The organism is Legionella septentrionalis, assembly GCF_003989745.1.
Taxonomy (GTDB): Bacteria; Pseudomonadota; Gammaproteobacteria; order Legionellales; family Legionellaceae; genus Legionella_A; species Legionella_A septentrionalis.
The window spans coordinates 60,052-86,266 of record NZ_RZGS01000001.1; the positions used below are offsets into that span (position 1 = coordinate 60,052).

Genomic DNA, 26,215 nt, shown 5'->3' on the forward strand with positions numbered 1-26,215 from the left:
TACATTGCAGTGATGAAATTTCCATGCATGTGAATACCTTAGCAACAATGTGTGCGTATAAAATCAATAATGGTTGCAGCAAACGTGTTAGCACCCCATAAATCATTATGGCCACGGTGCATGAAAGCGGCCAGATGTTTGGGTTGGTTGGCAGCCTTAAACAAAGATTTTGCCTGCATGAATGGCACAATTTGATCCTGTTTGCCATGTAAAATTAATAACGGCATATGCAAGTTTTTAATCTTTTGCAGTGATTCAAAGCGATCCCATAATTTGATAGGAAACCATGGATAATGATGCCGTGCCACATCGGACAGTGAAGTAAATGGTGATTGCAACAGCAAAGCACAAACGTGATATTCAACAGCCATTTGCACAGCTACACCGCTGCCCAATGACTCTCCATAGAATACAATTCGGCTTAAAGGTATTTTTTCTTGCAGTAAAAATTTTACTCCCGCCCGGCCATCTTTATATAAATTGTTTTCTGATAGAGTTCCGGCATTGCCGCCATAACCTCGGTATTCCAGTAATAACACCCCAAAACCTGCGCTAATAAATTGGCGAACCAGGGGCATGCGATAACCAATATGTCCTGCATTGCCATGAAAATATAAAATCGTCGGGTTATTTCGTGGCGCAGGTTTATACCAAGATTGCAAAAACAAACCGTCTTCTGTTTTTAAAGTCACGACATGCATGTCTTGCGCGCGAAAATCTTGCGGATGTGGCTTGGTGCGTGCCGGCAGATAAATTAAATGGCGTTGCCACAAGTACAAAAAAAGCAAGCTCAAGCCTAAAATCATACAACTTGTAATGATAACTTGTTTGATGACGAGCAGGATGTGCATGGAAAATTCACAACAAAATTTATTAAAAAGATTAGCATAAGCTGCAATATTCAGCAGAGAATGCGTTTTAGGAGTAAAACACCCTTCCTGCACGCCGCGTTGATTCCTCGCCACGTATCCAGGAAAAGCAGTATAATAAGAGTAGCTGACGCGCACGTTTTTTTGCCAAGCGCACCATACGCATTCACCTGGATTTTCAGTCTTTGGTGCATCTGTAACTTCTTTCGCAGCAGAGCATAAGGAGATCAAAATGGAGCATATTGGAGAGCAAGATCTTATCAAGCTCAGGGAATTATTAAGACGGACCGGAGAATTTATTGCTTATTTTGAACTTGCTGAAGCGAAAATGCTGGAGTGGCGTCAAGATATGGAAACACGCGCAGCCAATCAGCAGCAGCAATTCCAACAACAAGTGCATACCCTGCAAACCGAACTGAATGCTTTTCAAGAAACACTTTCGCAAGCGGGCCTCGCCCGCCTGCGTCTTTTAATGGAGCAAACCTTAACCCTAGGTGAAGAACGCATGCATTCCATGCAAAAAATTGAAGAAGACTTTTTGCAAAAAATTGCTGCTGCGCACATGGCTTTTATACAACATAGCAAACAAATGGCTGAACAAATCAATGCACATACGGACAATGCGCTCGAGCGCATTGACACCCAATTGGCTCATTATGATGTACAACACTTTTATCGAATCGCCAATGAGAGTTGCGAGCAAGTGGATAGAGCCGCGCAAAATGCAATTATCAAGAGCGGCAGATTACTGCACAGGTTTCAGTGGCGCACGATCTTCCTGGCCTTTTTAACTACCATCGTGTCTTCATTTTTTATTAGTTTGTATATAAACGATGAATATCCTTGGGAAATTCACCAAAATGCCATGAATGAACGCAATGCCGGCAGAATGTTGATTAATGCCTGGTCTAAATTATCATACCAGGAAAGAACAAAAATTTTAGGGGAACAGGCTTATCAGAAAAGTTAACTTAAGGCATCCTGTTTCATGCTGCTAATATTCGTGGTAATTTCTCTGGCGAGCATTCTCGCCTTCTATGTTTTTTCCCTTCGTAAAAAGAATAAGGTAAAACGCTGGTATAAAATTTTGCAATTAAAAAAACACGAAGCATGCTTTAAGCAAATTTATTGCGGGGTAAATGGCTTTACCTTATCGCAGACGGCACGACAGCACCAAGATGCTATTGAATATCTTTATGGCGAAATTGATTTTGTATCATTCATTGCCTTGCTTTCGCTGGCAAATCCTAAAAAAGACACTGTATTTTATGATCTTGGCAGCGGTACTGGTAAAGCTGTGTTAGCCTGTGCGATGGTATTTGATGTGCAAAAAAGTATAGGGATTGAATTATTTACTCTCTTGCATAAAACGGCGGTAAAACAATGCAAACGTTTACAATCCCTTCCCGAATATGCACGGCAAGCAGAAAAAATTTTTTTCATAAATAATAATTTTTTACATGAAGATTTTGCGGATGCCACGCTTATTTTTATCAATGCCGTAGCTTTCATTGGCGAAACATGGGTAATGTTGAATCAGCGTTTGGCAAGAACAGCTTGCCCTACCGTGATTACCATTGGCAAAAAACTGCTGACGGATGCTTTTGTCATGACTAAAACCACGACGGTAACCATGAGCTGGGGCTTGGTGACTGCCTATATCCAGCAGCGGAAGAACTTGCTGCAGCTAAATCCTGCCAATCATCGCATTGATAACATTGAATAATTCCCTTGGCAGTCTATACTAATAGCATATATTAAAAACACGACCAAGACTCAGATGTGTTCTTGATGCGTTGAGCCATGTAAATGCTCAAGCTTCAAGTTGAGACGAAGGTGTTTGGAATCAGCGGCCAACTGAGGTGGGATATGATTAAATCAGAACTCATTGCAAACCTTGCTGCAAAAATGACACATCTGCCAGAAAAGCAAGTCACACAGAGTGTTAACCAAATTTTAGAATTAATGAGCGATGCGCTTATTGAAGGCAAGCGTATTGAAATTCGTGGCTTTGGCAGCTTTTCTTTACATTATCGCCCGCCTCGCAATGCTCATAATCCTAAAACCGGCGAAAAAGTGGTCACGGAAGCCAAATACAGCCCGCATTTTAAACCTGGAAAAGCCTTGCGCGAACGGGTGGATGCTTCCCGGCATCATCGCCCAATCAGCAAAGAGTGATTATATTAAGTGCGTGGCAATGTAACCCCTTTTTGTCCCTGATATTTACCACTGCGATCTTTATAAGATACTTCACAAACTTCATTGGCTTCTAAAAAAATCATCTGCGCCACTCCCTCATTTGCATAAATTTTTGCCGGCAGGGGTGTTGTGTTGGAAAATTCTAAAGTTACATGGCCTTCCCATTCCGGCTCCAGAGGCGTGACATTGACGATGATGCCGCAGCGTGCATAGGTGGACTTGCCAAGACAAATGGTTAAAATATTGCGCGGAATGCGAAAATATTCCACGGTTCTCGCCAAGGCAAAGGAATTAGGTGGAATAATGCAAACGTCAGATTCTACATTAACGAAGCTGTTGGCATCAAATGACTTTGGATCAACGATTGCCGAATTAATATTGGTAAAAATCTTGAATTCATTGGCACAGCGGACATCATAGCCATAACTGGAAACACCATAAGAAATAATCGGGCCCTTGTCGCTGTTGCGTACCTGCCCGCGTTGAAATGGTGAAATCATCCCATGTTCCAACGCCATCATTTCTATCCAATGATCGGATTTAATAGACATATCTACCTCAGGGAACGAACTGAAACAACCTTTTATCACATTCAATACCTGAATGAAAGTGGCTACTTCGTCGTGAATTTATGCAATAATTCCCCTAATTCCATTGGGACGGGAAATACAATGGTAGAGGCATGGCCGCCCGTAGCAATCCCGGTTAACGTTTGCAAATAACGAAGCTGCATCGCTTGCGGTGCTCTGGCCAAAACTTCTGCGGCTTGTAACAGCTTTTCCGAAGCTTGCAATTCTCCCTCAGCATGAATTACCTTTGCCCTGCGGTCGCGTTCTGCCTCAGCTTGTTTTGCAATTGCCCGGATCATACTTTCATCCAAATCGACGTGTTTGATTTCAACATTTGATACTTTTATACCCCAACTATCCGTTTGTGCATCCAATATTTTTTGCACATCGCTGTTTAAACGCTCACGCTCTGCCAACATTTCATCCAATTCGTGTTGACCCAATACCGAACGCAACGTCGTTTGCGCCAATTGACTGGTCGCCTCAAAATAATTTTCCACTTGAATGATTGCCTTTTCAGGCTCCACAACCCGGAAATACACCACGGCATTAACGCGTACGGATACGTTATCGCGTGAAATAACATCCTGACTGGGCACATCCATCACCACCGTGCGCAGGTCAACCCGCACCATTTGTTGTAAAGCTGGAATTAAAATGACCAAACCAGGGCCTTTCACCCGCCAAAATCGCCCAAGCATAAATACCACCCCACGCTCATATTCACGCAAGACACGAACCATCGATACCCACAATAAAAATAAGATAAATACAAAAAAACCTATAAAAGTTGTCATCATGACTCTCCTTGTATTTCTTCTACTTGCAACTTTAAACCAAGCGCGGCCACTACCTTAATTGTTTTATGTGCAGCAATTGGCTGTTTTGCAGATACGTGCCAAATCTCCCCGCCAATTAGCGCTTGTCCTTCCGGTGCGACAGTACTTATCGTTTTCCCTGTAGCCCCGACTAAAGCGACTACACCATGTTGCACAGGCTTTCTCCGCGATCTGACCGCCATACCGGTAACCACCAGGAAAAAAATGATATTGACCGCCGCCATGGCTATGATGGCCGACCACGCTATTTGATAATGGTTTTGCTCCGTATCGATTAAAAAAATGGAACCGAGCACAAATGCCGCCGTGCCACCCAAACCCAAGGCACCAAAACTTGGAGAAAATGCTTCGCCAATAATGAACATTATTCCCAATAAAATCAGTACCAACCCTGCATAATTGATTGGTAACAATTGCAAGGCATATAAAGCGAGCACCATGGCCAAAGCGCCAATTACGCCTGGTGCTACAAATCCTGGATTCATCAATTCGAAAAAAATACCGTAAATACCCAAGAGCAATAATAAATAAGCCAGGGTTGGATCAGTAATAATGAGGAGCAAACGCATGCGCCAATCAGGCTGGATAGTGGCGATGGTATAATTTTTTACATTTAATTTAATTTCCCGATCATTTTGCACCACCGTCATGCCATCAAGCTGCCGGAATAAATCTTCTTTATTTTTAGCAATTAGATTGATGACTCCCGATTTTAACGCCTCTGGTGCGGTTAAAGTGGCAGCATTCATCACCGCTTTTTCTGCAAAACTGACATCACGCCCGCGTAATTGTGCGAGGGAACGAATGTATGCAATCGCATCATTCGTAGTTTTCTTGGCCATATTTCCCTGCGGCTTGCCGCGTTCATCATTTTCCGGCGCATCTCCTGTCAAACTGACAGGGCTTGCAGCGCCTAAGTGCGTCCCGGGTGCCATTACCGCTATGGTGCTTGCATATAATAAAAAAGTACCTGCACTTGCTGCCCGTGCGCCATTAGGTGCGACGTAAATTACCACCGGCGTATCAGACATTAAAATCGCCTGGACGATTTGGCGCATGGACTTATCTAGCCCGCCAGGAGTATCAATTTGTATGAGGATGAGCTCGGCATTTTGCCCTTTTTCGATGCCTCTTAATAAATAATCTGCGGTAGCTGGACCAATCCCGCCTTGGATGGATAATTCAATAATGCGGGAAGCTTGGGCAGCAGAAGTGAGTGAGATCCATAGCAAAGCCATTGCCAGGAAGATTGTTTTATTTGAAGCGCTGCGGTACATAACATCCTGTTAATATTTTATCCACTTCTAAAAGATAGCACATTTATGCAGTTCGGTTACCCATGCATAAAAGCCATGCATGGAAAACTTGCATGGCTTATAACAATGTGTCAGCAGGAAAATGAATCAGAAATACACACCAATCTGGGCCAACAAGGTATTGGCGGATTTACCAGTGCCTACAGTATTGACATTGCTAAGGCCTGTGGGTGCAGCACCATTTGCATATTGGCTGTTTTTATAGTCAATATCATGACGGAATTCAAGGCTTTCTACCGTATCCTTCCATAAAGAAATATTAAACACGCCGCTAATGCGTTGTGCTGGTAAATTTAAGGCTAATGCATCGCGGGAAAGTTGATACCCCAAAGCCACAGAAGCAGGTTTCTCAAAAGCCATAAATGTCATTCCCGCCTCAAATTGTGCGGCTTGCGGACGAGCGCCTTTGCCATTAAAGCTTAAATCTTGTGCACGGAATGATTCCGTTGTGCCTACCCATTCTGCTGCCAGGTTAAAGCGATCAAAATTAATATTCCCGTGCACGCCGAGCGCAGGCACGCTGCGTACTGCCTCATTACCATTGGTATAAGATGCAAAACCACCAAACGTACCACCGGTTGAAGTACCTGATGTGGTGCCGGGTACAGAGCCTGTATATTGCATGCCTGTAGCATTAGTGATGGAGCTGATGAAGCTTGCCCCTATTTCTCCATGCGTCTCGTTATGGCCAAACACATACCCTAAATTGACTCCCCCTACACCAGAATTCCCCAAGGTAGTATCGCTTTTAAACGCATATACAGCTGCAAAAGGCCCTGTATCTTGTTGGGATTTATAGCCAAGGATAAATGGCCTTGACATGGTGCGCGACATTTGTAAAGGCAACGGGGAACTGATCATTGCAGAAGAATAACGTCCGAATGGCACGAATAATTGGCCTGCGGTGAAGTAAAATGGAGATTCATCCAGATTACCGATGTTGATAAACCCCATGTTTAAAAACAATGCAGAATTTTCAACACGCTGCCCACTGTTTATAGGCGGAGAATCATCATAAGCCAACCCTAAGTAGGCTTCCACTTTTTCATTAAGTGCTGCGGCAATGTCCAACTCACCGGATCCTAAAGAAATATCCGTAGTCGTTTCATCAAAATAAGTTTTTCCTATGACGCCTATAGGTTCGACTTTACCGCTTAATGCGATAATTGGCACATTCGGCACAGGATAACCAACAGAACGGTAAGCTCTGAACAAACGTCGCCTTTGCTGCATTAAACGAATATCACGGTTAATACTTGAAATGTTGACGATGTAATCGGAACCGTCAAATGCAGGGCGGCTACCTAAATAGGGAGAAGCCACTACAGGGGTTCCCGCAATGTAAGTGATAACTTGTTCATTGGCAATTAAAGCCGCCGGATAAAAACCGAGCGATTCCGGATGTTCATCAAGAGCATGTACTGTCACTTGCGCAGCATGGAATGCCTTTGTTTCTTCCGATGTCGTGGATGTGCTTGCTGGTGGATTCTTTTGGCTTGGTGCAGCTTTTGCCTTAGCATTCTTTGCTGAATCACTTTTCTTGGCAGCCAATTGATTTTCTAATCGATGCAACTGCGATTGTAGAACTTGCGTTTGCTGCTGTAAGCGTTGCACTTCACGCTGTAGTTGCTCATTCTCGTTGGCGCCGCTAGCCTGAAAAGAGCAAATAGCCATGAGCACAATAAAAGCTTTGTGTTTCACGTGCGGGTACTCCTGTTTATTTTTTTTACTTCGCGGCGATTATAACGTGCGTATAAAAAACTGACTAGCAATAAATTTGACAAAGTGATATTTATGGGAAGGAGAACTATTAAAGAGCTTAAAGCTGTAAGTTAATTTTAAATATCAATTAACTTACAGCTAAAAAATTAAATATTGCCGAGCCAATTTATCCCTAAATATGGACCATAAAGACCGAAATCGCTGTTCAGGGTATCACCTCCCAGCGAGGTCATGGTTAAGGCATTGAAGTAATTAACAATCTGATAACCGCCCGATAAATTAAACATACCTTGGGCTAAAGTGTGGGCATAATTTAAGCCTAATTTTGCTTCAACACTCGGCACCACGGTTTTGCGGCTGCCATAGCGTGACGCCGGCACCACACTACCAGGGGAAAACACAAGCCCCCTGTCCACCCGGGTTGTGCCATATAAAATTGAGCTTTCGGTATTTGCTGTAAGGCTAAAGCCGGAGGCTACATCATAAGCATAATTAATACCAATAACCGGCCCCACCCCGTTAAAATCGCTACGGTTGAATTCGCTAATAGCGGTAACGCCTGCTGGTATGGCAGCAGCTGGAAGAGTGTAAGCATGGTTATGATCGTTGCGGATGCTGGCATACTGCAAGCCACCGTAAAATTGGGCATTTTTTACAAGTCCAAAATCGACATGTTGCCCCATGACCAAATTGACTTGATCAAAGCGGTTTAGAATATTTAAGTTATAATTGGCTACTCCAAAAGGAGTTCCCCCAGTAAAAGCTCCTGCATCCGTACTTACATCGTAATGCAGCCAACTGATATTGAGATTATTTCCGGTATTAAAATGATAAGAACCTTCTAAGGCAAATCCCCAACCCCAATCGTTCTCAGCTTCACGAAAAGAAGTTCCCAAGGGGAAATAAACTCTTTCACCAGTGAGAATGGGTTTTAAGTAAAGCGCCTGTATACCTATATCCCAGCCTGCAAGGGGACAAGGAACGGTTACGTTATCTGCTGTACAACCCACAACTGAACCGGCTGTACCTGCAGAGACCAAACTGCTGGCAGTCAAACCTAAGAGAGCTAAGGTTAGTTTTCTCAACATGATTACTCCATTTTGATAAAAAAAAACCCATCACCGAAGGGATGGGTTTTGTAAATCAGGTTGTAGCGGATTAGACAACAGTGCCGACCCACTTCAGACCGATGTAAGGTCCTTGAACTCCGAAGTCAGAATCGCCAGCTTCGAATACGCTGTCTGCTTGCAGAGCGTTGAAGTAGTTAACCCACATGTAACCAACGTCCAGACTCAGATCGCCTTGAGCCATAGCGTAGGTGTACATCAAGCCTAACTTAGCTTCTACTTCAGGAACAATCGCTGTTCTGCTGCCAGAAGCAGAGAAGGTTGTTGTAGGCAATCCTACTACTGTGCTAGCAGAAGCGGAGCTGAACTTGCTGGTTCCAGCCAGAACTGCTGTAGCGGCATTACCGTACATGGCCAGGCCGTTGCCCAAGTCATAAGACATGTCAGCGCCTACACGAGGACCGAAACCGGTGTAACGAGCTGTGTAGCCTTCGTTACCAACAGCTGTAACAACGCCACCTGCTGTTGAAGTTGTAACGCTGGTGACTGGTGTATTGATGCGAGCATATTGTACACCACCATGGAAGCGGATGTTTTTGAACTCACCGAAATCAACGTGTTGACCGAATTCTAAGTTAACAGCATCCCATCTTGGCTTAATGGTAACGCTGTTGGTGTCAACAGAACCGAATACCAATGCAGAATCTGTGGTAAACGTTGTGGTTGTGCTCTTGCCACCCAAGTGGTACCAGTTCAGGTTCAGATCATTTCCTGTGCCGAACAGGTAAGCAGCTTCAAGCTTGAAGCCCCAGCTCCAATCTGGATCGTTTTCAACCAATGTTGCAGTTGTACCTGTAGCTGAAGTAACGTCACCTAACCAAGCCAAGTCATTGCTGTAAGAAGGTTTCAAGTACAGTGCTTGGATGCCAACTGCCCAGCCGGTATTTTCACAAGGAACAGTAACATTACCAGGGGTGCAAACAGGACCCATGGTACCAGCAAATACAGCACTGCTACCAAAAGCGAGAACAGCTACGGCTGTTTTTTTCAGATTTAACATACTTTTCTCCACTTTTTTATTATTAATTTCCGTTTTTTTCGTCAAGCCACAACTTTGTATTGACTACAGTACGCCATCATCGCTCTAATCCGAAAACGTACATGGGACGATTATCCAGCGACAATTTCCCATTGTCAACCATATTCCAACAAATTAACTTATTTTTTCCAAGTCAATTGTTTCCTATTTAGACAAAGACACTACATTACAATCAATAGCTTGCGATTAACAAACTAAACATCATGTCTCATTGATAATACAGCAATAATTCAAATAATCAACGTTTAAAATTGTTATACAACATGAGCTGAAATTCAAGAAATTCAAGAAATTCAATAAAAAATTATACTCTGGGTATAAATTTATACATAACCTAAATATTTTAAGCCGATATATGGACCTTGTAATGCAAAACCGCTTTCCCCGCCGATGTCATTAATGGTTAAAAATATCTGGCTGTTAAAATAATTTTGCCACATGTAGCCAATATCCAGGGTGAGATCGCTTTGTGCCATAGCATAGGAATAAGTTATGCCAAGTTTGGCTTCCAATTCCGGGACCATGGTGATTTTAGACCCATTTGTTACCCCGGGAGTATCAATGACGCCATTCGTTACGGTATTAAAACTGCGGCGGCCTGTTAAAACAGCACCCGCGCCATTTGCATACACACCCAACCCATGGCCCAAAGTAAAGACAAAATCACCACCCAAGCGTGGCCCGACCCCTATAAATTTGGTATGCAAGCCATCGGCAGGGATGGGAAAGCCCGCAATATTCCCATAAAAATCTGTGGCAATGCGCGCATATTGCGCACCGGCATGAAAACGAACGTTATTCACTTTGCCAAAATTAAGCTGCTGCCCAAACTCGGCATTGACTGCATCTAATTTTGGCTTTAATTGCAACATGGTATTAACTGGCAAGGCAGCTGTTCCGCTTAATACAGTCCCTGTGGTTGATCTGCTGTAGTGCGTCCAGTTTACCCCCAAATCATTTCCTGAACCGAAACGGTATGCACCCTCAACGCGAAACCCAAACGCCCACTTGGGATCCAATTCATTTAAATGCACACTGCCTGCTGCATCAACAAATGAAGTTAGATGGAAATTGCTCCCATAACTGGGTTTTAAGTATAAGGCTTGTATGCCAAAATCCCATTCAGAGCGGTCACAAGGCATAGTGACATTCCCCATAGTGCACAAGGTTCCCATATCGCCTGCATAAAGCGCTGCCGTGCTATGGCCGAGAAAAATAATTGTTATTATTGTTTTTTTGAAAGTGAGCATCCATTGTCTCCGCATAATGTAGCAAATAAAATCAAATTGGAAATTTATAAGTCGGCGGGATATAATTTGTCCATTATTTTAGATAAGTGCAGGCACTGTCAATATCCTTCCATTGAATTAACCAGATGAAATTAAATTGCACGGTAACACGCCTTCTCAGGTTTTAAGCGTTAAAGCAGAGGAAATGCATACTGGTCTGGGCAATTTATTCACCCATCTAATAAATTTAAAAAAGATGTTATTCTATGTGCTTTTATTTATAGGTTAGGAATCATGGTGCAAACCGTAGCCATTACGCGTCCCGATGACTGGCATGTTCATTTCCGTGATGAGGATATGCTGGTGAATACCGTGCCAGCAACTGCCAGGCATTTTTCGCGTGCTCTAGTCATGCCTAACTTAAAACCCGCCTTAACTTCTTTAGCCAATCTTCTTTCTTATAGGGAACGCATTCTCGCTTCGCTAAAAAAAGGACAAGAATTCTCCCCTTTCATGACTTTTTATCTTAATGAAGCGGTTAATATAGAAGATTTGCAGCAAGCAACACAATATCCTTATATATTGGGGGCAAAACTGTATCCTGCGGGAGCTACAACCAATTCAGAGCAAGGTGTCCGCTCGCTAGAAGCGTTATATCCTTTTTTTGAAATCATGCAAGCTAATAACTTTGCCTTGCAAATCCATGGTGAAGTTACCTCAGGAGATATTTTCCAGCGGGAAGCTGCATTTTTGGATGAATGTCTGAAACCCATTATCCATGCTTTTCCTAAATTACGCGTGATATTGGAACACATTTCCACTGCAGCGGCCGTAGAATTTATAAGCCAGGCACCTGCTAATGTGGCTGCTACCATAACTCCGCACCATTTATTATATAACCGCAACCATTTACTCGCCGGAGGCATCAAGCCACATTATTATTGCCTGCCCATTTTAAAGCATGAGCAAGATCAAAAAGCTCTGCAAAAAGCTGCCACCAGCGGCAATCCTAAATTTTTTGCAGGCACTGACTCTGCACCCCATCCGCAAAAACTAAAAGAAAGTGCTTGCGGGTGTGCCGGTATTTACTCTGCCCCTTATGCAGTGAGCTTGTATGCACAAGTGTTTGCAGATTTGGGCAAATTGGATAAGCTTGAGGCATTCATGAGTCACTTCGGTGCTAATTTTTACCAATTGCCATTGAATTCAGGACGACTTGAATTAATTAAAAAACCGCAAATTATTCCTGAACGTTTGCCCTTAGGCGACGATTACGTGATTCCCGTTGCAGCTGGAGAACAAATTGACTGGAGCGTGCATGAGCTTGCATAAGTCCATACCTGTTAAACTCATCAGAGAAAGGTTTCGCGGCTTTTTGCCTGTTGTGGTAGACGTTGAAACAGCAGGCATTAATCCGCAAAAAAATGCTTTGTTAGAAGTGTGCATTGTATTGATTGAAATGGATGCTGCAGGCAAATTTTTCCCTACCACTCATTTTTTTGAGCATGTTCTACCATTCGAAGATGCAGAACTTGATGCTGAATCATTAGCTTTTAACGGTATTGATCCGTTCCAGCCCTTGCGTTTTGCCGTAGAGGAAAAGATAGCGTTACAGCGTTTATTCACCCCTATACAAGTTGCATTGCAAAAACATAAGTGCCAGCGTGCCGTGTTGGTAGGACATAATGCCTGGTTTGATTTGCTGTTTATAAAAGAAGCCATAAACCGCACCGGGCTTTCATCACCTTTTCACGCCTTTACCTGCTTTGATACAGCCACTTTGGCTGGTTTCATTTATGGCCAAACGGTACTTGCCAAGGCGTTGCAAGCTGCCCACATTTCATTTGATGTAAACGAAGCGCATTCAGCGATTTACGATGCACAAAAGACAGCCGAGCTTTTTTGTAAGATGATGAATCTTTGGGGAGAAAAAATTATTTCCCTACCACAGCAGACCCTTCATCCAACTTCCGAATTAAGTTAAATGCAATGGCTTGTTCAAATTTAACATAAAGATTGTGGTTTTGTTTTTTTAATTTGTTCAACGCTTCCCTATCCCATTCTAAACACTCTGCAGTTACAGTCGCCACTCTTACCGTTGCATTGGCAACACCACCTTTTAGGAAACTCATTTCACCAATGAAAAAACCGGACTGCAAATGCGCTACCACGCGGTTGTCTTTGATAATTTCCACCTCGCCTGTATTTAAAAAGCAAAGTTTGACAAGGGGTGTGCCTTGCCAGGCGATGACGTCATCCATTTTAAAAAACTGGAGTTTACCTAATTTATAAATTTTTAAAAAATCATAGGCAGACATCATATAAAAGTGGGATTGATACGTTTGTTTAACTGCGGCTGGCAAAGAAATGGGACTGCGCTCACGTATCAGGTAAATACTCTCTTTCACATGAATCAAAATAATAATGCTGCCAAATAAAAGAATGACTTTCATTCCAGGCGAATCGAGGCCGCCAATAATTGCTCCTGTGATATAAATTACTTGTCCGAGAGCATTGATCACGCGCAACAGCAGCATGTCGCGGCATAGGAAAGATAAGATTAGAACCAGCTCGCCTGCTACAAAAATAATATCTGTAGTAAGTATTTGCATACAATTAAACCTATTCCTTAGGTTATTGCAGATAAAAATTTCCCGGCTGCTGCCGGGAAATTTTTATTATTTTTATGCTAACTGCGACACAATCACAATGATTCAGAATGGGCGGAAAGATAATCAGCGACTCCTTGTGGAGAGGCTTTCATTCCTGGCTTGCCTTTTTGCCAACCTGCTGGGCAAACTTCGCCATTGGTTTCAAAGAACTGCACGGCGTCAATAATGCGCAGTAATTCATCAATATTACGGCCAATTGGCAAATCATTCACAATTTGCGAACGGACCACGCCATTTTTATCAATCACGAAAGCGCCGCGGAAAGCAACGCCGGCTACGGGATGTTCAACTCCGTAGGATTGACAAATTGAATGGGTTACGTCGGCGGCCATAGTATATTTCACGGGGCCAATACCACCATCTTCAACGGAAGTATTGCGATAAGCATTATGTGTGAATTGCGAATCAATCGATACAGCAATAACCTCTACGCCACGCTCAATAAATTCTTTCATGCGATGATCGAGAGCAATCAATTCGGAAGGGCACACGAACGTAAAATCTAATGGATAGAAAAATATCAAACCGTATTTATCTTTCAGTGCCTCGTGCAAATTATATTTTTCAATGATTTCTCCAGTGCCTAATACCGCAGGAACTGTAAAATCAGGAGCCTTACGCCCTACTAAAACACTCATGCCGTTCTCCCATAAATTAATAAGGTTAATTTCACTTGCTTGCCCAGACTTAATTAAGCAGTGGCTGCTTCTCGCAGCAATACCTCTAACTCGCCTTGCTCATACATTTCGGCAATGATATCTGAGCCGCCAATAAGCTCGCCCTTCACGTATAATTGCGGAAAAGTCGGCCAATCGGCATATTGCGGCAACGTCTGGCGAATGTCAGGATTGGCAAGCACATCCACATAGGCAAAGTCTACGCCGCAGGCGTCAATGCATTGCACAGCACGCGCGGAAAAACCGCATTGCGGCATCTTGGGACTGCCTTTCATGTATAATAATATTGCATTTTCAGCAATTTGTTTTTTAATTTTTTCTATTGTATCCACTACTACACCTATTTTTTGTCATTCATTAATAATAGACTATTATGGCGAAAACCAGACCACGCCGCAACACCTCAACACTTAAAGCAGTCGCTCCCAGATAATCTATTGCAAGTCACGCCACATCATTTATTATTATGACAGCATACGATCACGAGCAACGCTTGTGCAGAACTATCGTGAGCATGGGCTCGCTTTTTTCGCCGGGCAACTTGTTCGCTTTCTCTATAAGCACGATTGAAACTGTTATTTATCCTGCTACACTTACTGATTCAGCAATTGCAGGAGAAAAACAAATGACGTTCACGCTGCCAAAATTACCTTATGAAAAAAACGCTTTGGCCCCTCATATTTCTGAGGAAACTTTAGAATATCATTATGGAAAACACCACCAGGCTTATGTCAATAATTTAAATAAACTTACCGAAAACACCAATTTTGCAACCATGAACCTGGAAGATATTATCAAGCAATCTTCAGGCGGAGTTTTCAACAATGCAGCCCAAGTTTGGAACCATACTTTTTACTGGCATTGCATGAGCCCTAATGGTGGCGGTGAACCGCAAGGGCAACTCGCCGACGCAATTAACAAATGCTTTGGTTCTTTTGCCAAATTCAAGGAGCAATTCTCGCAAGCGGCTATTGCTACTTTCGGTTCAGGTTGGGCCTGGCTGGTTAAAGATAAAGACAATCAGCTAAAAATTATCAGCACCAGCAATGCAGGCACGCCGATGACAGAAGGTTTAACTGCACTCTTAACTTGCGATGTATGGGAACATGCTTACTACATTGACTACAGAAATGCTCGCCCCAATTATGTAGATGCATTCTGGAACGTTGTAAACTGGGATTTTGTCAATAAAAATCTAGGTTGAACACTATAATTGCTTGCAGTGCGTAGTGGGCAAAAGCCATTATTCTGCCCACTATTGTAAGGGATTCACACCACTCAGGAGTTTCGATGTCGTTAATCACTACCTACAATCCATTACCATTGGCATTTAGCCATGGTGAAGGCGTCTGGTTATTTGATGAACAAGGGAAGGCTTATCTCGATGCCTTTAGCGGTATTGCGGTTTGTGGACTTGGTCATGCGCACCCTGACGTGACCAAAACTATCCAGCAACAAGCGGCACAGCTGATTCATACCTCGAACATGGTACAAATTCCCCAGCAACAGCATTTAGCAGAAAAGTTAATCAGTTTAACTGGCATGGAACAAGCTTTTTTCAGCAATTCAGGTGGCGAAGCCAACGAAGCAGCGATTAAATTGACGCGTCTTTACGGACATAAAAAAAATATTGAAACGCCTTCAATTATCGTCATGGAAGGCGCCTTCCATGGCCGCACCATGGCCACGTTGACTGCTTCCGGCAGTCGTAAAGTCCAGGCAGGGTACGAACCATTGGTACCCGGTTTCATCCGCGCCCCATTTAATGATATTGAGGCGATCCATAAAATTGCTGCCAATCGTGCTGATGTAGTCGCCATCATGCTCGAACCGATCCAAGGCGAGGGAGGCATTGTCGTTGCCGAGCCTAACTATTTGCAAGCTTTGGAAAAACTTTGCCATGAACGGGATTGGCTGCTTATTCTTGACGAAATCCAAACGGGTAATGGCCGCACCGGGAAATTATTTGCCTACATGGATATTGGAATAAAACCTGACATCTTGACGACTGCAAAAGGTTTGGGCAATGGCGTACCCATTGGTGCTACATTAATCGGTGCAAAAGCTGGCAATTTGTTTAAACCGGGAAATCATGGCTCTACATTTGGCGGCAATCCCCTGGCTTGTGCTACCGCACTGACGGTGCTTGAGGTAATCGAACGCGAACAATTATGCGAAAAAGTGGCAAGCCGCAGCATACTCCTCAAAAACAAACTTTTGCAAACTTTAAGCGAACACCCCCATGTGCGCGCTATTCGCGGCAAGGGTTACATGCTTGGCGTGGAATTGGACAGATCTGCAAGCGACATAAGACTTGCAGGACTTGAAAACGGCATCGTGTTGAATGTGACGGCTGAAAGCGTCATTCGCTTACTGCCAGCTTTAATCATCAATGAACAAGAAATTGATGAGTTAGTGCAGCGCCTGCTCAAAAGCATCAATCAGTTTACAGGCACAGCAGCCACCGCTTAAGTTGTTTTAGCGTGCAGCGCCTTGCCGCTGCCGCACCACTTCATACAAAGAAATTCCTGTAGCAACGGATACATTCAGACTGGAAACCGATCCCAGCATGGGTAAAGAAAACAATGCATCACAATGTTCGCGGGTTAATCGCCGCATCCCTTTATCTTCTGCTCCCATCACCATGGCTATTGAGCCAGTATAATCCAAATCATAAATAGTGTTTTCCGCTTCCCCGGCTGCCCCATAAATCCACACGCCTTCTTGTTTAAGGAGCTCCATAATGCGTACTAAATTAGTAACACGAATTAAAGGCACTGATTCCGCAGCCCCACAGGCAACTTTGCTGACTGCAGGCGTCAAACTTGCATTTTTATCTTTTGGAATGATTACAAAATTTGCCCCAGCGCCATCAGCGCTGCGTAAACACGCCCCTAGATTATGCGGATCGGTCACGCCATCCAAGATGAGAATAAGGCAAGGTTGGACATTATCCTGCACAAGCCGTAAAACATCCTGTTCGGTATATTCCGGCAATGCGCCCGCTTTAGCCACTATCCCTTGATGCGTATAATCCGCAAACTGTTGCTGCATTTTCGCAAGCGATAAGCGCTCCACTGGAATTTGCCTTTGCTTGGCAAGCTCAAGTAACGCATGCATGCGCTGATCGGCTCGCTCTTCATTCACAAATAAAGCTTTCACCGGACGAAGCTTACGGGTAAGCAGAGCTTGCACCGCATGCATTCCATACACATATTGTTCAGTCATTACTCATTACCATCTTCTGCAGGTTCAAAATCAATTTTGCGCTCATCCAAATCTACCCGGGCAACCAAGACCATCATTTTATCCCCCAACCGATAGATTTTCCCCCCACGCTCACCAACCAAGCGATGTTTAATCGGATCAAACGTGTAGTAATCGTTTTTCAGGGAGGTAACATGCACCAAACCCTCGACGTAAATTTCATCCAGTTCGACAAAAATTCCAAAGCCGGTTACTGCAGAAATCCGGCCACGAAATATTTGCCCCAATTTATCCTGCATGTATTCGCACTTAAGCCATGCTATTACTTCACGTGTGGCTTCATCGGCTCGCCGTTCGGTGGCGGAACAATGTTTTCCCAGTAAACTCATATCGTCTTCGTTATACATAAATTCGTCCACCGGCTGCTTATCCAGCAAATGTCCCACCGCCCGATGAATCAAAAGGTCGGGGTAGCGGCGAATCGGAGAGGTGAAGTGAGTGTATGCTGCATACGCAAGCCCAAAATGCCCATCGTTTACTTCCATGTATTGGGCTTGCTTTTGTGAGCGCAGCATGACTGTTTCAATTAAATGTTTCTCAGGTCGGTCTTCAATAGAAGTCAGGGTACGTTGAAAATCTTTGGGATGCGGCTTTTTACCTCCTCCCAATTGCACGCCCAACTCGTTTAAAAATTGACGCAATGCCATGATCTTGTCTTCATCAGGCGTCAAGTGCACACGATATAGGGCGGGAATTTTTGCTTTTTGCAAAAAGCGGGCTGTCGCCATATTTGCAGCGAGCATGCATTCTTCAATTAAACGATGGGCATCGTTGCGAAGTACAGGCACCACGCGCTGGATCTTTCTGTTTTCATCAAATTCGATGCGCGTTTCTGTGGTTTCAAAATCCATAGCCCCGCGAATCCTGCGCATGTCGTATAAAACTTGATACAAGCTGTAGAGCGCTTCCAGCGCCGGCCATAATGCTTCGTACTCTTTATCGATAAAGCCTTTAGTCAGCCACTGGTTTACCTGCGTATAAGTTAGCCGGGCATGTGAATGGATAACAGCTCTGTAAAATCTCGCCCGGCCTATTTTCCCGGTGCTGCTGATGGACATTTCAACCACCATACTTAAGCGATCCACTTTGGGGTTTAGCGAGCAAATGCCATTTGATAAAGCTTCCGGAAGCATGGGAACCACTTTACTCGGAAAATAAACCGAATTTCCCCGGCGGGCAGCTTCTCTGTCTAAAGCCGAGTGTGAAGGCACGTAATGGCTTACATCGGCGATAGCAACATACAATTGGTAACCACCCTTGGCTTTTTTATAACAATAAACAGCATCATCAAAATCTTTTGCATCTTCGCCATCAATCGTTACAAATGGAAGGTTGCGGAGATCGAGACGGCCAGCAAGCTCTTCTACACGCACTTGCATTGGAACCTTGCCTACCTCAGCGATAACCTCATCGGGCCACTCTGCCGGGATGCCATGAGCTAAAATGGCGACTTCGGTTTCCATCCCAGGCGCCATGTGCTCGCCTAAAATATGGACAATTTTACCTACAGCCTGAGTGCGCTTGCTTGGATAAGACAACAATTCGACTAAAACAATTTGTCCATCTTTGGCGCCCAGCGTCATTTCAGGTGGAATAGAGATATCCAGGGTGAGCCTTTTATTATCGGGGACAACAAAACATACTCCCCGCTCAGAAAAAAAACGGCCAACCACGTTTGTATTTGCATGCTCAATGACTTCGTGAATTTTACCTTCCGGTCGATTGCGGCGGTCTAAACCGGTTTGGTAGGCAAGCACGGTATCACCGTGCATGACGGCACGCATTTCAATGGCAGGCAACACCATGTCATCACCGCCGCTATCTGGGATAAAAAATCCATAGCCGTCGGGATGTCCCTGAATGGTACCGCGCTGCAGATTGATATGACGCAGCAAACAATAGCGTCCACGCCTATCTTGCATGATTTGCCCGTCGCGCAGCATGGCGCGCAGACGAAAACCCACCACTTCCTGCTTGTCTTCTTCCAGCTCTAGTTTGTTAAACAGCTGGTTACGCGACATAGGGCGGCCATAATCTTCCAAAACTTGCAGGATTAGTTCGCGGCTAGGAATAGGCTCGTCGTATTTTTCGCTCTCTCTCTTATAAAAAGGATCATTTTTATAAAAAGGAGTCTTTCTTTTTTTACTCACATGTGCACCAATTTTTATTTTTTAGTTTAAACCATTATGGAGCCGGTGTCGCAGGCACTACAAATCCGCGGCGCCCAATATAGGCTGTCAATGCGGATAATTTCATATTTTCCCCTGCCCAAAATGTGCCCGTATCTTCTTTGGCAATACTCATTCCGACCCACTCACAAACACCCAACACACCGACGCAAGGAACTTGTTGCTCATGCCCAGGCTTTGTTTCTACACAAAAAAGTTCGAAGGACTTATTGTTCAATACAAGCGCTGACCAGTTTCCACCCTGCAAACGGCTGCTCCAGCCAGCACTGGCATTAGGCTCATCGACAGGATGCGTGATCCAAAGTTCCGTATCAGAAAGATTGTGAATCATAATAAGCGCCGGTTTATCCGCAGCAAGTTTTACAGATTCATCCTTGACTGTAATGGGTCTGCAACCTGCAGGAAATATTTCATCAGCATAAGCATTCAATGCCCAGAAGAGTGAAAAAATTGCAAATAAAAGCTTCATATTTTTCTCTCCAATCCTAAAATCTCATTATTAACTGCGTTTGGGAAGCTTAGCACGAACTAAAATTCGGAAATATGATTTAGCCATCTTTATTCGGTCCTGCCATTAATACATGCTACCATAACGCAATTTATTGTAGGACATACTATGAAACCCGAAACCTTTGTACCTGAAATTACAAAACTGCAGCAAGATTCCATCATAAATTGGAAAAAAGACAACATTCAATTTAAGCAAGAAGGCTTTTTAAGATTGGTAGAGGAAAATCATGCCTTTAATTATCAGTTATGGCATGCAGAAGATAGAGCCCGCCGTGATGATCAGGGTTATGAATTTGTTTATCGAGCCAAGCGTGAAATTGATCAATACAATCAACAACGTAATAACCGCATGGAAGAAATGGATACATGGTTATTTAAACTACTACAGCCGGCACAAGCCGGGATTTGTCCTGTACACTCGGAAACTCCCGGCATGATGATCGATCGCCTATCTATTTTGGCACTCAAGGCTTACCACATGAACGCCCAAACGCAGCGCCAGGATGTAGACGAAACACACCGGCAAACTTGCCTGGAAAAGTTACACGTCATCCATTTGCAGCAACAGCAGCTGCAGGGTTGCTTAACGGAATTACTGCACGAAATTCTTGCAAAGACCCGCACTTTTAAAATATATCATCAATTTAAAATGTATAATGACCCAAATTTAAATCCTCAGTTATACAAAATAACAGAGTAGCTATACCAAAATTTCTGTCGCATAGCCAAAAGTGTAGGATGTGTAACTCTTTTTTCCTCCATCCAATGTTTCGTCCTGTTCACCGGATTTAAGTTTCATGTAATTTTCGCTGCGAGAACGGGCAATAGAATTGGCGTTAAAAAAGAGAGAAGGGGATCGGCTGACGGAGAAAGATGTTTTATCGCACGAAGGCGTCAATTCAGAGGTAACAACATCATTTGGTTCAGAAATTGGGGAAGCGGAATCTTGTGGTGTTACATAAGTGTCGTCTTCTGAGGAAGTCCATTTAGAAGAATTGCTATGTTTCGGGAATACACCCACATCGTCTAATGGAGGTTTGCCAAACCCCCGCGCATACGCCCTGAGTGCAAATCCCGTACAATAAAGGACAGCACCCAGGGCTGTGGCCCAAAACATGGGGGCAGTATCCTGATAATGGCCTTTTTCATCTTGTTTCTGCCATGCCACCATTAAAATCGAAAATGCTTTTTGCGCTTTGGATAAGCCGGAAATTCCCGAACGCCCAACTTCAGTCCATTCCTGGATATTAAATTGCAGAACTGCCAAATCAATGACCAAATCATCCAGAATTTCCTGCTTAAATTTGTCTTTTTCCGGTTCTTGCGCCAATTTTCTAACGATGCTTTCATTTTCCTTGAGCTGTTTTAACAACTGCTTGGAGTTAGCCGGATGTTCGGCAATATATGATTCCTGGGCCGAAGCATGAAAATAATTTTTAACTAGGGCATGGATTAAAAATCCCAGCAGACATGCTATTCCGCTTGCCACCGCAACAATGACCACGACAGGCGAAAGCATCACCCCGCACATGGTACTGACCGTCGCTGCAGCAAAAAGTAAACTTGCTATTACACCATAAGCCGCCAAACCATTCTTCAAACCGGCCAATGCGGCAGAAGAATAGCCTAATTTTAAATTGTCATATAAAAACTGGCGGTGATTATTAAACAATATTAACTGCCGGCTTAAATCTTCCTTAAACTGTTCATAACCCTCAACGACAACTTGAGCATTTTGCCTGCAAAAATTCTCAACCATGGCTTCTAATTCCCTGCCACACAAAGCCAACTCCACTTTGGTTTTACTGATGCGTAATTTACGCTGGTAATCATGCTCTTCATACATGCGCGTCGCAATACAAAGCGCCACATAAAGGGAACTGAAAACAGCCAGCGTAATAAACACAGGAGCCGCAAACACTGAAACGCTCATTACTCCCATGTACAAATACAAACCATCGATGATTCCGCTGTAGGCTTGCGAAATTAAACCGCGATAACGAATATGGCTTAAAAATTCTTCCTGCTTTTGCAATTCCTCGCGATAAGATGCAATTTTTTCCTGATCCAAAAGCTGCCAGTCCATTTTCTGCAAGGCTTCCAAAGCTTTGCGGTTGTGCTTCATCATTCCCTTGCGTTGCGATAATAAATAACGGTACCAAATCCGATTAAATATAGAAAACGCCCCCGCCACCAAAGCCGTTGGCAGAAGCAAGAAATTCATATTCTCGCCGCTGACCACTGACAATATTTGGGTAAAACTTTGCACACCCTTGTAAGCATTTTTTAATCCTTTAATCGCATCGCGAAAATAAGGCCAGAGTACAGCAATGTAACGCTTGAGTGGATTTTTATCATCGTCTTTAAACACATTGGCAAACAGTGAAAAGCCAACCATAGCAATCGATTCTGTGATCATAACTGCCATGCCCGCCGGGCTGGTCAGTATTTCATGCATCTTATCGGAAGAATTTTCAGAATCGAAAAAGGCTTTTACACAATAGGCGAAGAAACTGTAGGAGAGACTGAAACCATCAAGACAACCATATAATGCATAAACCACCTGCGCATCGTTTAATTTTTTAGCAAATGCACGATTTTCCGCATCTACGCGCTCCCAAAAAGTCATGGAAGCTGGGTCACTATTTTTTGCAGATTGGGGCGGTTTTACCTCAGTCGTCATGCGTCATCACAAGGCGGTGGCTAAGATGGTGCAAATTGTACAGCTTACTATGCTAAATGGCAAGTAACTTTTCAATATGGTTCAAATTTACGCCAAAAGGTTTGGCCCATCAGTAATTATATCATAAAAAAGTGAAAAAAATAAAAGCTATGTCTTGGTTAATTTTTCTTACAATGCTATCGTCCGCCATTACATTCTTCCATTTATTCCATATGATCGGCATACTGTGCGCAAAGAGCCAAACCTGATAGGATCACAATTTTAATTGGTTTTGGAGATTTGATGCGGTTATTGTGGCTGTTGTTTTTTTCCTGGTTATTATTAGTTGGGCAGGCCATGGCAGACAATGAGAAAGTAATATATGGCTTTATTGAAAAAGTGACGCTGGTGGATAAAAATTTAACTTTATCAGCCAAATTAGACACCGGAGCAAAATCAGCCTCGCTAAATGCAACGCATATCACCCAAAAAACTATCGATGGGAAGCCTTATATAAGTTTTATCGTACCCAGCAAGGAAGGCGATATTTTATTTGAATCGGAATACGTGGGGGATGTTAACATTAAAGTCCGCTCAGGAGAAATCCGTGCCAATCCGCTGCTGCGTCGCTCTTCATTTACCAGACCCGTGGTATTGATGCGCTTAAAAATTGCTGATAAAGAACGCACCATTCGTGTGAACCTGACCAATCGCAAGCGTTTTATTTACCCTCTTTTGCTAGGCCGGGAAGCTATTATTGCCTTTGGCGGCATCGTAGACCCGAGTTTGAAGTTTACAGTTAAATCGCGAACGGATAAACAATGAATTCAAATAGACGTCATGTATATGGCTTAATCATTACCTTGTTTTTATTAGGCATGGGTATTTTTTTATATCGGCATTTCGTGCTCGATGTACCGCTTAATGATAGTGAAGATGTGAATAGTTGGATGGTGGAAGCCAAACTGCGCTTTGATTCAGAACGCAACATGCCGGTGAAGGCAAGCTTTACTATCCCTTATATGCCGTCTTATTTTACCATTTTGGATGAGTATTTCATTTCGCAAAATTACGGCGTCACGACGAATCTCAACGGCCTTAACCGCAAGGTGGTTTGGACTTTACGCCGCAGCAATGGACCACAATCACTTTACTATCGGGCCATTTTCCGCGAAACGGATAATAGCGAGGTGCATTTAACCAAACCGCATACGCTTAAGATTTTAACGTTGCCTGATGATCAAAAAACCGCAGTGAATACCATCATTGAAAAAGCCAGGCAATCTTCTGCTGACATCCAAACTTTTGCACAAAGCACGGTTAAAGAATTAAACAAACAAGATGGCAATGCCAAATTACTGGTGGGTAACCAGTTTAGCGATGAGAAAGTTGTTTCAGCCGCGATCACCATTTTGAACCAAGCCCGCATATATGCCATGCCGGTACAGGGCATTTACCTCAATTCTTTAAATAAAGATGCAAGCTTTAATCTTTTTCTGGCTGTATACAATGAAAAAGAGTGGAGTTATATCAATCCACGCACCGGAGCCGCAGGTTTACCCAAAAATTTCCTGATTTGGCAATACGGTAATGAGCCTATGTTTCAGGTATCCGGAGGGAAAAAACCTGCGTTTACCCTTACCGTATCCCCAACGCCTATCAATGCGCTCAGTATTGCCAAAGCCCGCGGGTTGCAAACTGAATCTGAATTGCTGCGCTTTTCATTATTGCAATTACCGGTCAATGTGCAAGAAACTTACAAAATTTTACTCACCGTACCCATTGGTGCGTTCATCATCTTGCTGCTGCGCAATTTTATAGGATTCAGCACATTTGGCACTTTTATGCCAGTCCTCATTGCACTTGCGTTTCGGGAAACGCAAGTCGTATGGGGTGTTATGCTGTTTACCATCATCATCTCATTCGGCTTGCTGGCACGGTTTTACTTAGATCAGCTGCGCTTGCTTCTGGTCCCGAGATTGGCAGCAATCTTAACGGTGGTTATTCTTTTAATGATTTTTATCAGCGTCATCAGCTTGCATCTAGGTCTTGATGCCGGCCTCTCTGTAGCTCTTTTCCCAATGGTTATCTTGACCATGATCATCGAGCGTATGTGTATTACCTGGGATGAGCGCGGGGCTTATGAAGCCATTAAATCCGGCACAGGAAGTCTGGTTGCCGCTATTATTTGTTACTGGGCAATGAGTTATGCTCCCATGCAATATCTCATCTTTGCTTTTCCTGAATTATTGCTGGCATTATTGGCTCTTATTCTCCTATTTGGACAATACCGCGGCTATCGCCTGCTGGAATTGGTACGCTTTAGCGCGTTGGCAGGAGCTAAATAATGTTAGGTACTTACCGACGCCTGCGTAAACAAGGCGTTTTAAGCATCAACCAACGCAACAGCGATTATGTGTTGCGTTATAACCAACGCAAATTTTATCCGTTGGTTGACGACAAATTGAAAACCAAACGCCTGGCTATTGAGGCAGGCATTGCCGTCCCGCCCTTGTATACAACCATCGAATCTGAGCCGCAGATAAAAAAAATAGATGAAATATTAAAACCATATTCCGATTTCGTCATAAAACCTGCCCGCGGCGCAGGCGGTGATGGAATATTAGTGATCACTGATAGGGTATTTGGCCGCTACCGGCAAATAAATGGAAAATTATTAACCACGCAAGAATTAAGCTATCATCTTTCTTGTTTATTGTCTGGGGCATATAGCCTCGGGGGTTATGCCGATTATGCGATTATCGAACATCGGGTAGTGGTGGATCCGGTATTTGCTCCAGTTAGTTATGAAGGGATCCCGGATGTCCGCGTCATTTCCCTTTTGGGTTATCCCGCCATGGCCATGCTGCGTTTACCCACCCGCTTGTCGGGAGGCAAGGCAAACCTTCATCAGGGTGCTATTGGCACAGGGGTTAATCTGGCAGATGGGGTTACCTTAGGCGGTGTCTTTCATAACGATGCCATTGATTATCATCCAGATACATTAAATGCCATCGTTGGCATAAAAATTCCTTATTGGGATAAAATTTTGGAAATTGCTGCAAGTTCTTATGAATTAACCGGTCTTGGCTATCTTGGCGTAGATATTGTTCTCGATAAAGATCACGGCCCGTTGATGCTGGAACTGAATGCAAGACCAGGTTTAAACATACAAATTGCTAACCGTGAAGGCGTATTGCGCCGATATCGTACCATTGAGGCGCGCGCAGCCCAAGGAAAAGAACCGGTACAAGCCAGAGTAGAATTTAGCAAACAACAATTTGCGCGCGGAGAATAAAGCACCTGCCGTGAGCAGGTGCCAGAAATAC

At 43.6% G+C, this 26,215-nt stretch carries 26 protein-coding genes; 11 read left to right on the top strand and 15 right to left on the bottom strand.

What is annotated here, in order from left to right:
• Positions 1-38: 38 nt before the first annotated feature.
• Positions 39-1,007 carry an alpha/beta hydrolase gene (locus ELY11_RS00290; protein WP_325049355.1) on the bottom strand — a complete coding sequence of 323 codons (969 nt, stop codon included), beginning with the start codon at positions 1,005-1,007 and terminating at the stop codon, positions 39-41.
• A 94-nt stretch (positions 1,008-1,101) separates the two neighbouring features.
• Between ELY11_RS00290 and ELY11_RS00295 the strand changes: the two genes are divergently transcribed.
• The 3 genes from ELY11_RS00295 (at position 1,102) to ELY11_RS00305 (ending at position 3,047) form a co-directional block, all read left to right on the top strand.
• Positions 1,102-1,839 (top strand): hypothetical protein, encoded by a 738-nt coding sequence (locus tag ELY11_RS00295; protein WP_126953187.1) that lies wholly within the window; start codon positions 1,102-1,104, stop codon positions 1,837-1,839.
• A gap of 18 nt (positions 1,840-1,857) precedes the next feature.
• A complete protein-coding gene (locus tag ELY11_RS00300) occupies positions 1,858-2,595 on the top strand; it encodes a class I SAM-dependent methyltransferase (protein WP_126953188.1) in 738 nt (245 codons plus the stop codon).
• A 143-nt stretch (positions 2,596-2,738) separates the two neighbouring features.
• Positions 2,739-3,047, top strand: a complete 309-nt coding sequence (locus ELY11_RS00305; protein ID WP_126953189.1) for an integration host factor subunit beta — start codon at positions 2,739-2,741, stop codon at positions 3,045-3,047.
• 5 nt (positions 3,048-3,052) lie between these two features.
• On the opposite strand, the gene dcd is transcribed toward ELY11_RS00305, so the two are convergent.
• The 7 genes from dcd to ELY11_RS00340 form a co-directional block, all read right to left on the bottom strand.
• On the bottom strand, positions 3,053-3,619 hold the full coding sequence (gene dcd / locus ELY11_RS00310) for a dCTP deaminase (RefSeq protein WP_126953190.1): 567 nt from the start codon (positions 3,617-3,619) through the stop codon (positions 3,053-3,055).
• 62 nt (positions 3,620-3,681) lie between these two features.
• Positions 3,682-4,437: a slipin family protein gene (locus tag ELY11_RS00315; protein ID WP_371923195.1), complete on the bottom strand. Its 756-nt coding sequence runs from the start codon at positions 4,435-4,437 to the stop codon at positions 3,682-3,684.
• Positions 4,434-5,753, bottom strand: a complete 1,320-nt coding sequence (locus ELY11_RS00320; protein ID WP_233579532.1) for an NfeD family protein — start codon at positions 5,751-5,753, stop codon at positions 4,434-4,436. The genes ELY11_RS00315 and ELY11_RS00320 overlap by 4 nt, the downstream gene beginning before the upstream one ends.
• 126 nt (positions 5,754-5,879) lie before the next feature.
• Positions 5,880-7,493 (bottom strand): LbtU family siderophore porin, encoded by a 1,614-nt coding sequence (locus tag ELY11_RS00325; RefSeq protein ID WP_371923196.1) that lies wholly within the window; start codon positions 7,491-7,493, stop codon positions 5,880-5,882.
• A gap of 167 nt (positions 7,494-7,660) precedes the next feature.
• Positions 7,661-8,602 carry an Lpg1974 family pore-forming outer membrane protein gene (locus tag ELY11_RS00330; protein WP_126953191.1) on the bottom strand — a complete coding sequence of 314 codons (942 nt, stop codon included), beginning with the start codon at positions 8,600-8,602 and terminating at the stop codon, positions 7,661-7,663.
• 70 nt (positions 8,603-8,672) lie between these two features.
• The gene (locus ELY11_RS00335; protein WP_126953334.1) at positions 8,673-9,641 is read right to left on the bottom strand and encodes an Lpg1974 family pore-forming outer membrane protein; all 969 of its coding nucleotides are present in this window, start codon (positions 9,639-9,641) and stop codon (positions 8,673-8,675) included.
• A 362-nt stretch (positions 9,642-10,003) separates the two neighbouring features.
• Positions 10,004-10,930, bottom strand: coding sequence for an Lpg1974 family pore-forming outer membrane protein (locus tag ELY11_RS00340; protein ID WP_158614954.1), 927 nt, complete (start codon positions 10,928-10,930; stop codon positions 10,004-10,006).
• A 276-nt stretch (positions 10,931-11,206) separates the two neighbouring features.
• On the opposite strand from ELY11_RS00340, the gene pyrC reads away from it, so the two are divergent.
• Together pyrC and rnt are read left to right on the top strand one after the other, a co-directional pair.
• The gene (gene pyrC / locus ELY11_RS00345) at positions 11,207-12,241 is read left to right on the top strand and encodes a dihydroorotase (RefSeq protein ID WP_199740767.1); all 1,035 of its coding nucleotides are present in this window, start codon (positions 11,207-11,209) and stop codon (positions 12,239-12,241) included.
• The gene (rnt, locus tag ELY11_RS00350; protein WP_126953194.1) at positions 12,228-12,893 is read left to right on the top strand and encodes a ribonuclease T; all 666 of its coding nucleotides are present in this window, start codon (positions 12,228-12,230) and stop codon (positions 12,891-12,893) included. Before pyrC ends, rnt begins: the two co-directional genes overlap by 14 nt.
• On the opposite strand, the gene ELY11_RS00355 is transcribed toward rnt, so the two are convergent.
• The 3 genes from ELY11_RS00355 to grxD all read right to left on the bottom strand — a co-directional run bounded on the left by ELY11_RS00355 (position 12,844) and on the right by grxD (position 14,590).
• A complete protein-coding gene (locus ELY11_RS00355) occupies positions 12,844-13,521 on the bottom strand; it encodes a cyclic nucleotide-binding domain-containing protein (RefSeq protein ID WP_127032294.1) in 678 nt (225 codons plus the stop codon). The genes rnt and ELY11_RS00355 overlap by 50 nt on opposite strands.
• Positions 13,522-13,613: 92 nt before the next feature.
• A complete protein-coding gene (locus ELY11_RS00360; protein WP_126953196.1) occupies positions 13,614-14,219 on the bottom strand; it encodes a peroxiredoxin in 606 nt (201 codons plus the stop codon).
• A 53-nt stretch (positions 14,220-14,272) separates the two neighbouring features.
• Positions 14,273-14,590: a Grx4 family monothiol glutaredoxin gene (gene grxD / locus ELY11_RS00365; protein ID WP_126953197.1), complete on the bottom strand. Its 318-nt coding sequence runs from the start codon at positions 14,588-14,590 to the stop codon at positions 14,273-14,275.
• A 293-nt stretch (positions 14,591-14,883) separates the two neighbouring features.
• Here grxD and ELY11_RS00370 point away from each other — a divergent pair, with 293 nt between their 5' ends.
• Positions 14,884-15,462, top strand: coding sequence for a superoxide dismutase (locus ELY11_RS00370; RefSeq protein ID WP_127032337.1), 579 nt, complete (start codon positions 14,884-14,886; stop codon positions 15,460-15,462).
• A gap of 86 nt (positions 15,463-15,548) precedes the next feature.
• Positions 15,549-16,730, top strand: a complete 1,182-nt coding sequence (locus ELY11_RS00375) for an aspartate aminotransferase family protein (RefSeq protein WP_127032295.1) — start codon at positions 15,549-15,551, stop codon at positions 16,728-16,730.
• A gap of 6 nt (positions 16,731-16,736) precedes the next feature.
• Here ELY11_RS00375 and rlmB read toward each other — a convergent pair whose 3' ends face one another.
• From rlmB to ELY11_RS00390, 3 genes are read right to left on the bottom strand one after another with little or no spacing between them, the layout of a single operon-like run.
• The gene (rlmB, locus tag ELY11_RS00380; protein WP_126953199.1) at positions 16,737-17,486 is read right to left on the bottom strand and encodes a 23S rRNA (guanosine(2251)-2'-O)-methyltransferase RlmB; all 750 of its coding nucleotides are present in this window, start codon (positions 17,484-17,486) and stop codon (positions 16,737-16,739) included.
• On the bottom strand, positions 17,486-19,675 hold the full coding sequence (gene rnr / locus ELY11_RS00385; protein WP_126953200.1) for a ribonuclease R: 2,190 nt from the start codon (positions 19,673-19,675) through the stop codon (positions 17,486-17,488). The genes rlmB and rnr overlap by 1 nt, the downstream gene beginning before the upstream one ends.
• A 34-nt stretch (positions 19,676-19,709) precedes the next feature.
• Positions 19,710-20,183 carry a hypothetical protein gene (locus ELY11_RS00390; RefSeq protein WP_127032296.1) on the bottom strand — a complete coding sequence of 158 codons (474 nt, stop codon included), beginning with the start codon at positions 20,181-20,183 and terminating at the stop codon, positions 19,710-19,712.
• 147 nt (positions 20,184-20,330) lie between these two features.
• Between ELY11_RS00390 and ELY11_RS00395 the strand changes: the two genes are divergently transcribed.
• Positions 20,331-20,924 (top strand): DUF4254 domain-containing protein, encoded by a 594-nt coding sequence (locus tag ELY11_RS00395; RefSeq protein ID WP_127032297.1) that lies wholly within the window; start codon positions 20,331-20,333, stop codon positions 20,922-20,924.
• Here ELY11_RS00395 and ELY11_RS00400 read toward each other — a convergent pair whose 3' ends face one another.
• Entirely contained in the window at positions 20,925-22,907 is a 1,983-nt protein-coding gene (locus ELY11_RS00400; RefSeq protein ID WP_126953203.1) for a hypothetical protein, read from the bottom strand.
• A gap of 282 nt (positions 22,908-23,189) precedes the next feature.
• Between ELY11_RS00400 and ELY11_RS00405 the strand changes: the two genes are divergently transcribed.
• From ELY11_RS00405 to ELY11_RS00415, 3 genes are read left to right on the top strand one after another with little or no spacing between them, the layout of a single operon-like run.
• Entirely contained in the window at positions 23,190-23,711 is a 522-nt protein-coding gene (locus ELY11_RS00405; protein WP_126953204.1) for an ATP-dependent zinc protease family protein, read from the top strand.
• Positions 23,708-25,234: an inactive transglutaminase family protein gene (locus ELY11_RS00410; RefSeq protein WP_126953205.1), complete on the top strand. Its 1,527-nt coding sequence runs from the start codon at positions 23,708-23,710 to the stop codon at positions 25,232-25,234. The genes ELY11_RS00405 and ELY11_RS00410 overlap by 4 nt, the downstream gene beginning before the upstream one ends.
• Positions 25,234-26,184 carry an alpha-L-glutamate ligase-like protein gene (locus tag ELY11_RS00415; protein WP_126953206.1) on the top strand — a complete coding sequence of 317 codons (951 nt, stop codon included), beginning with the start codon at positions 25,234-25,236 and terminating at the stop codon, positions 26,182-26,184. Before ELY11_RS00410 ends, ELY11_RS00415 begins: the two co-directional genes overlap by 1 nt.
• The last annotated feature ends 31 nt before the right edge of the window (positions 26,185-26,215 follow it).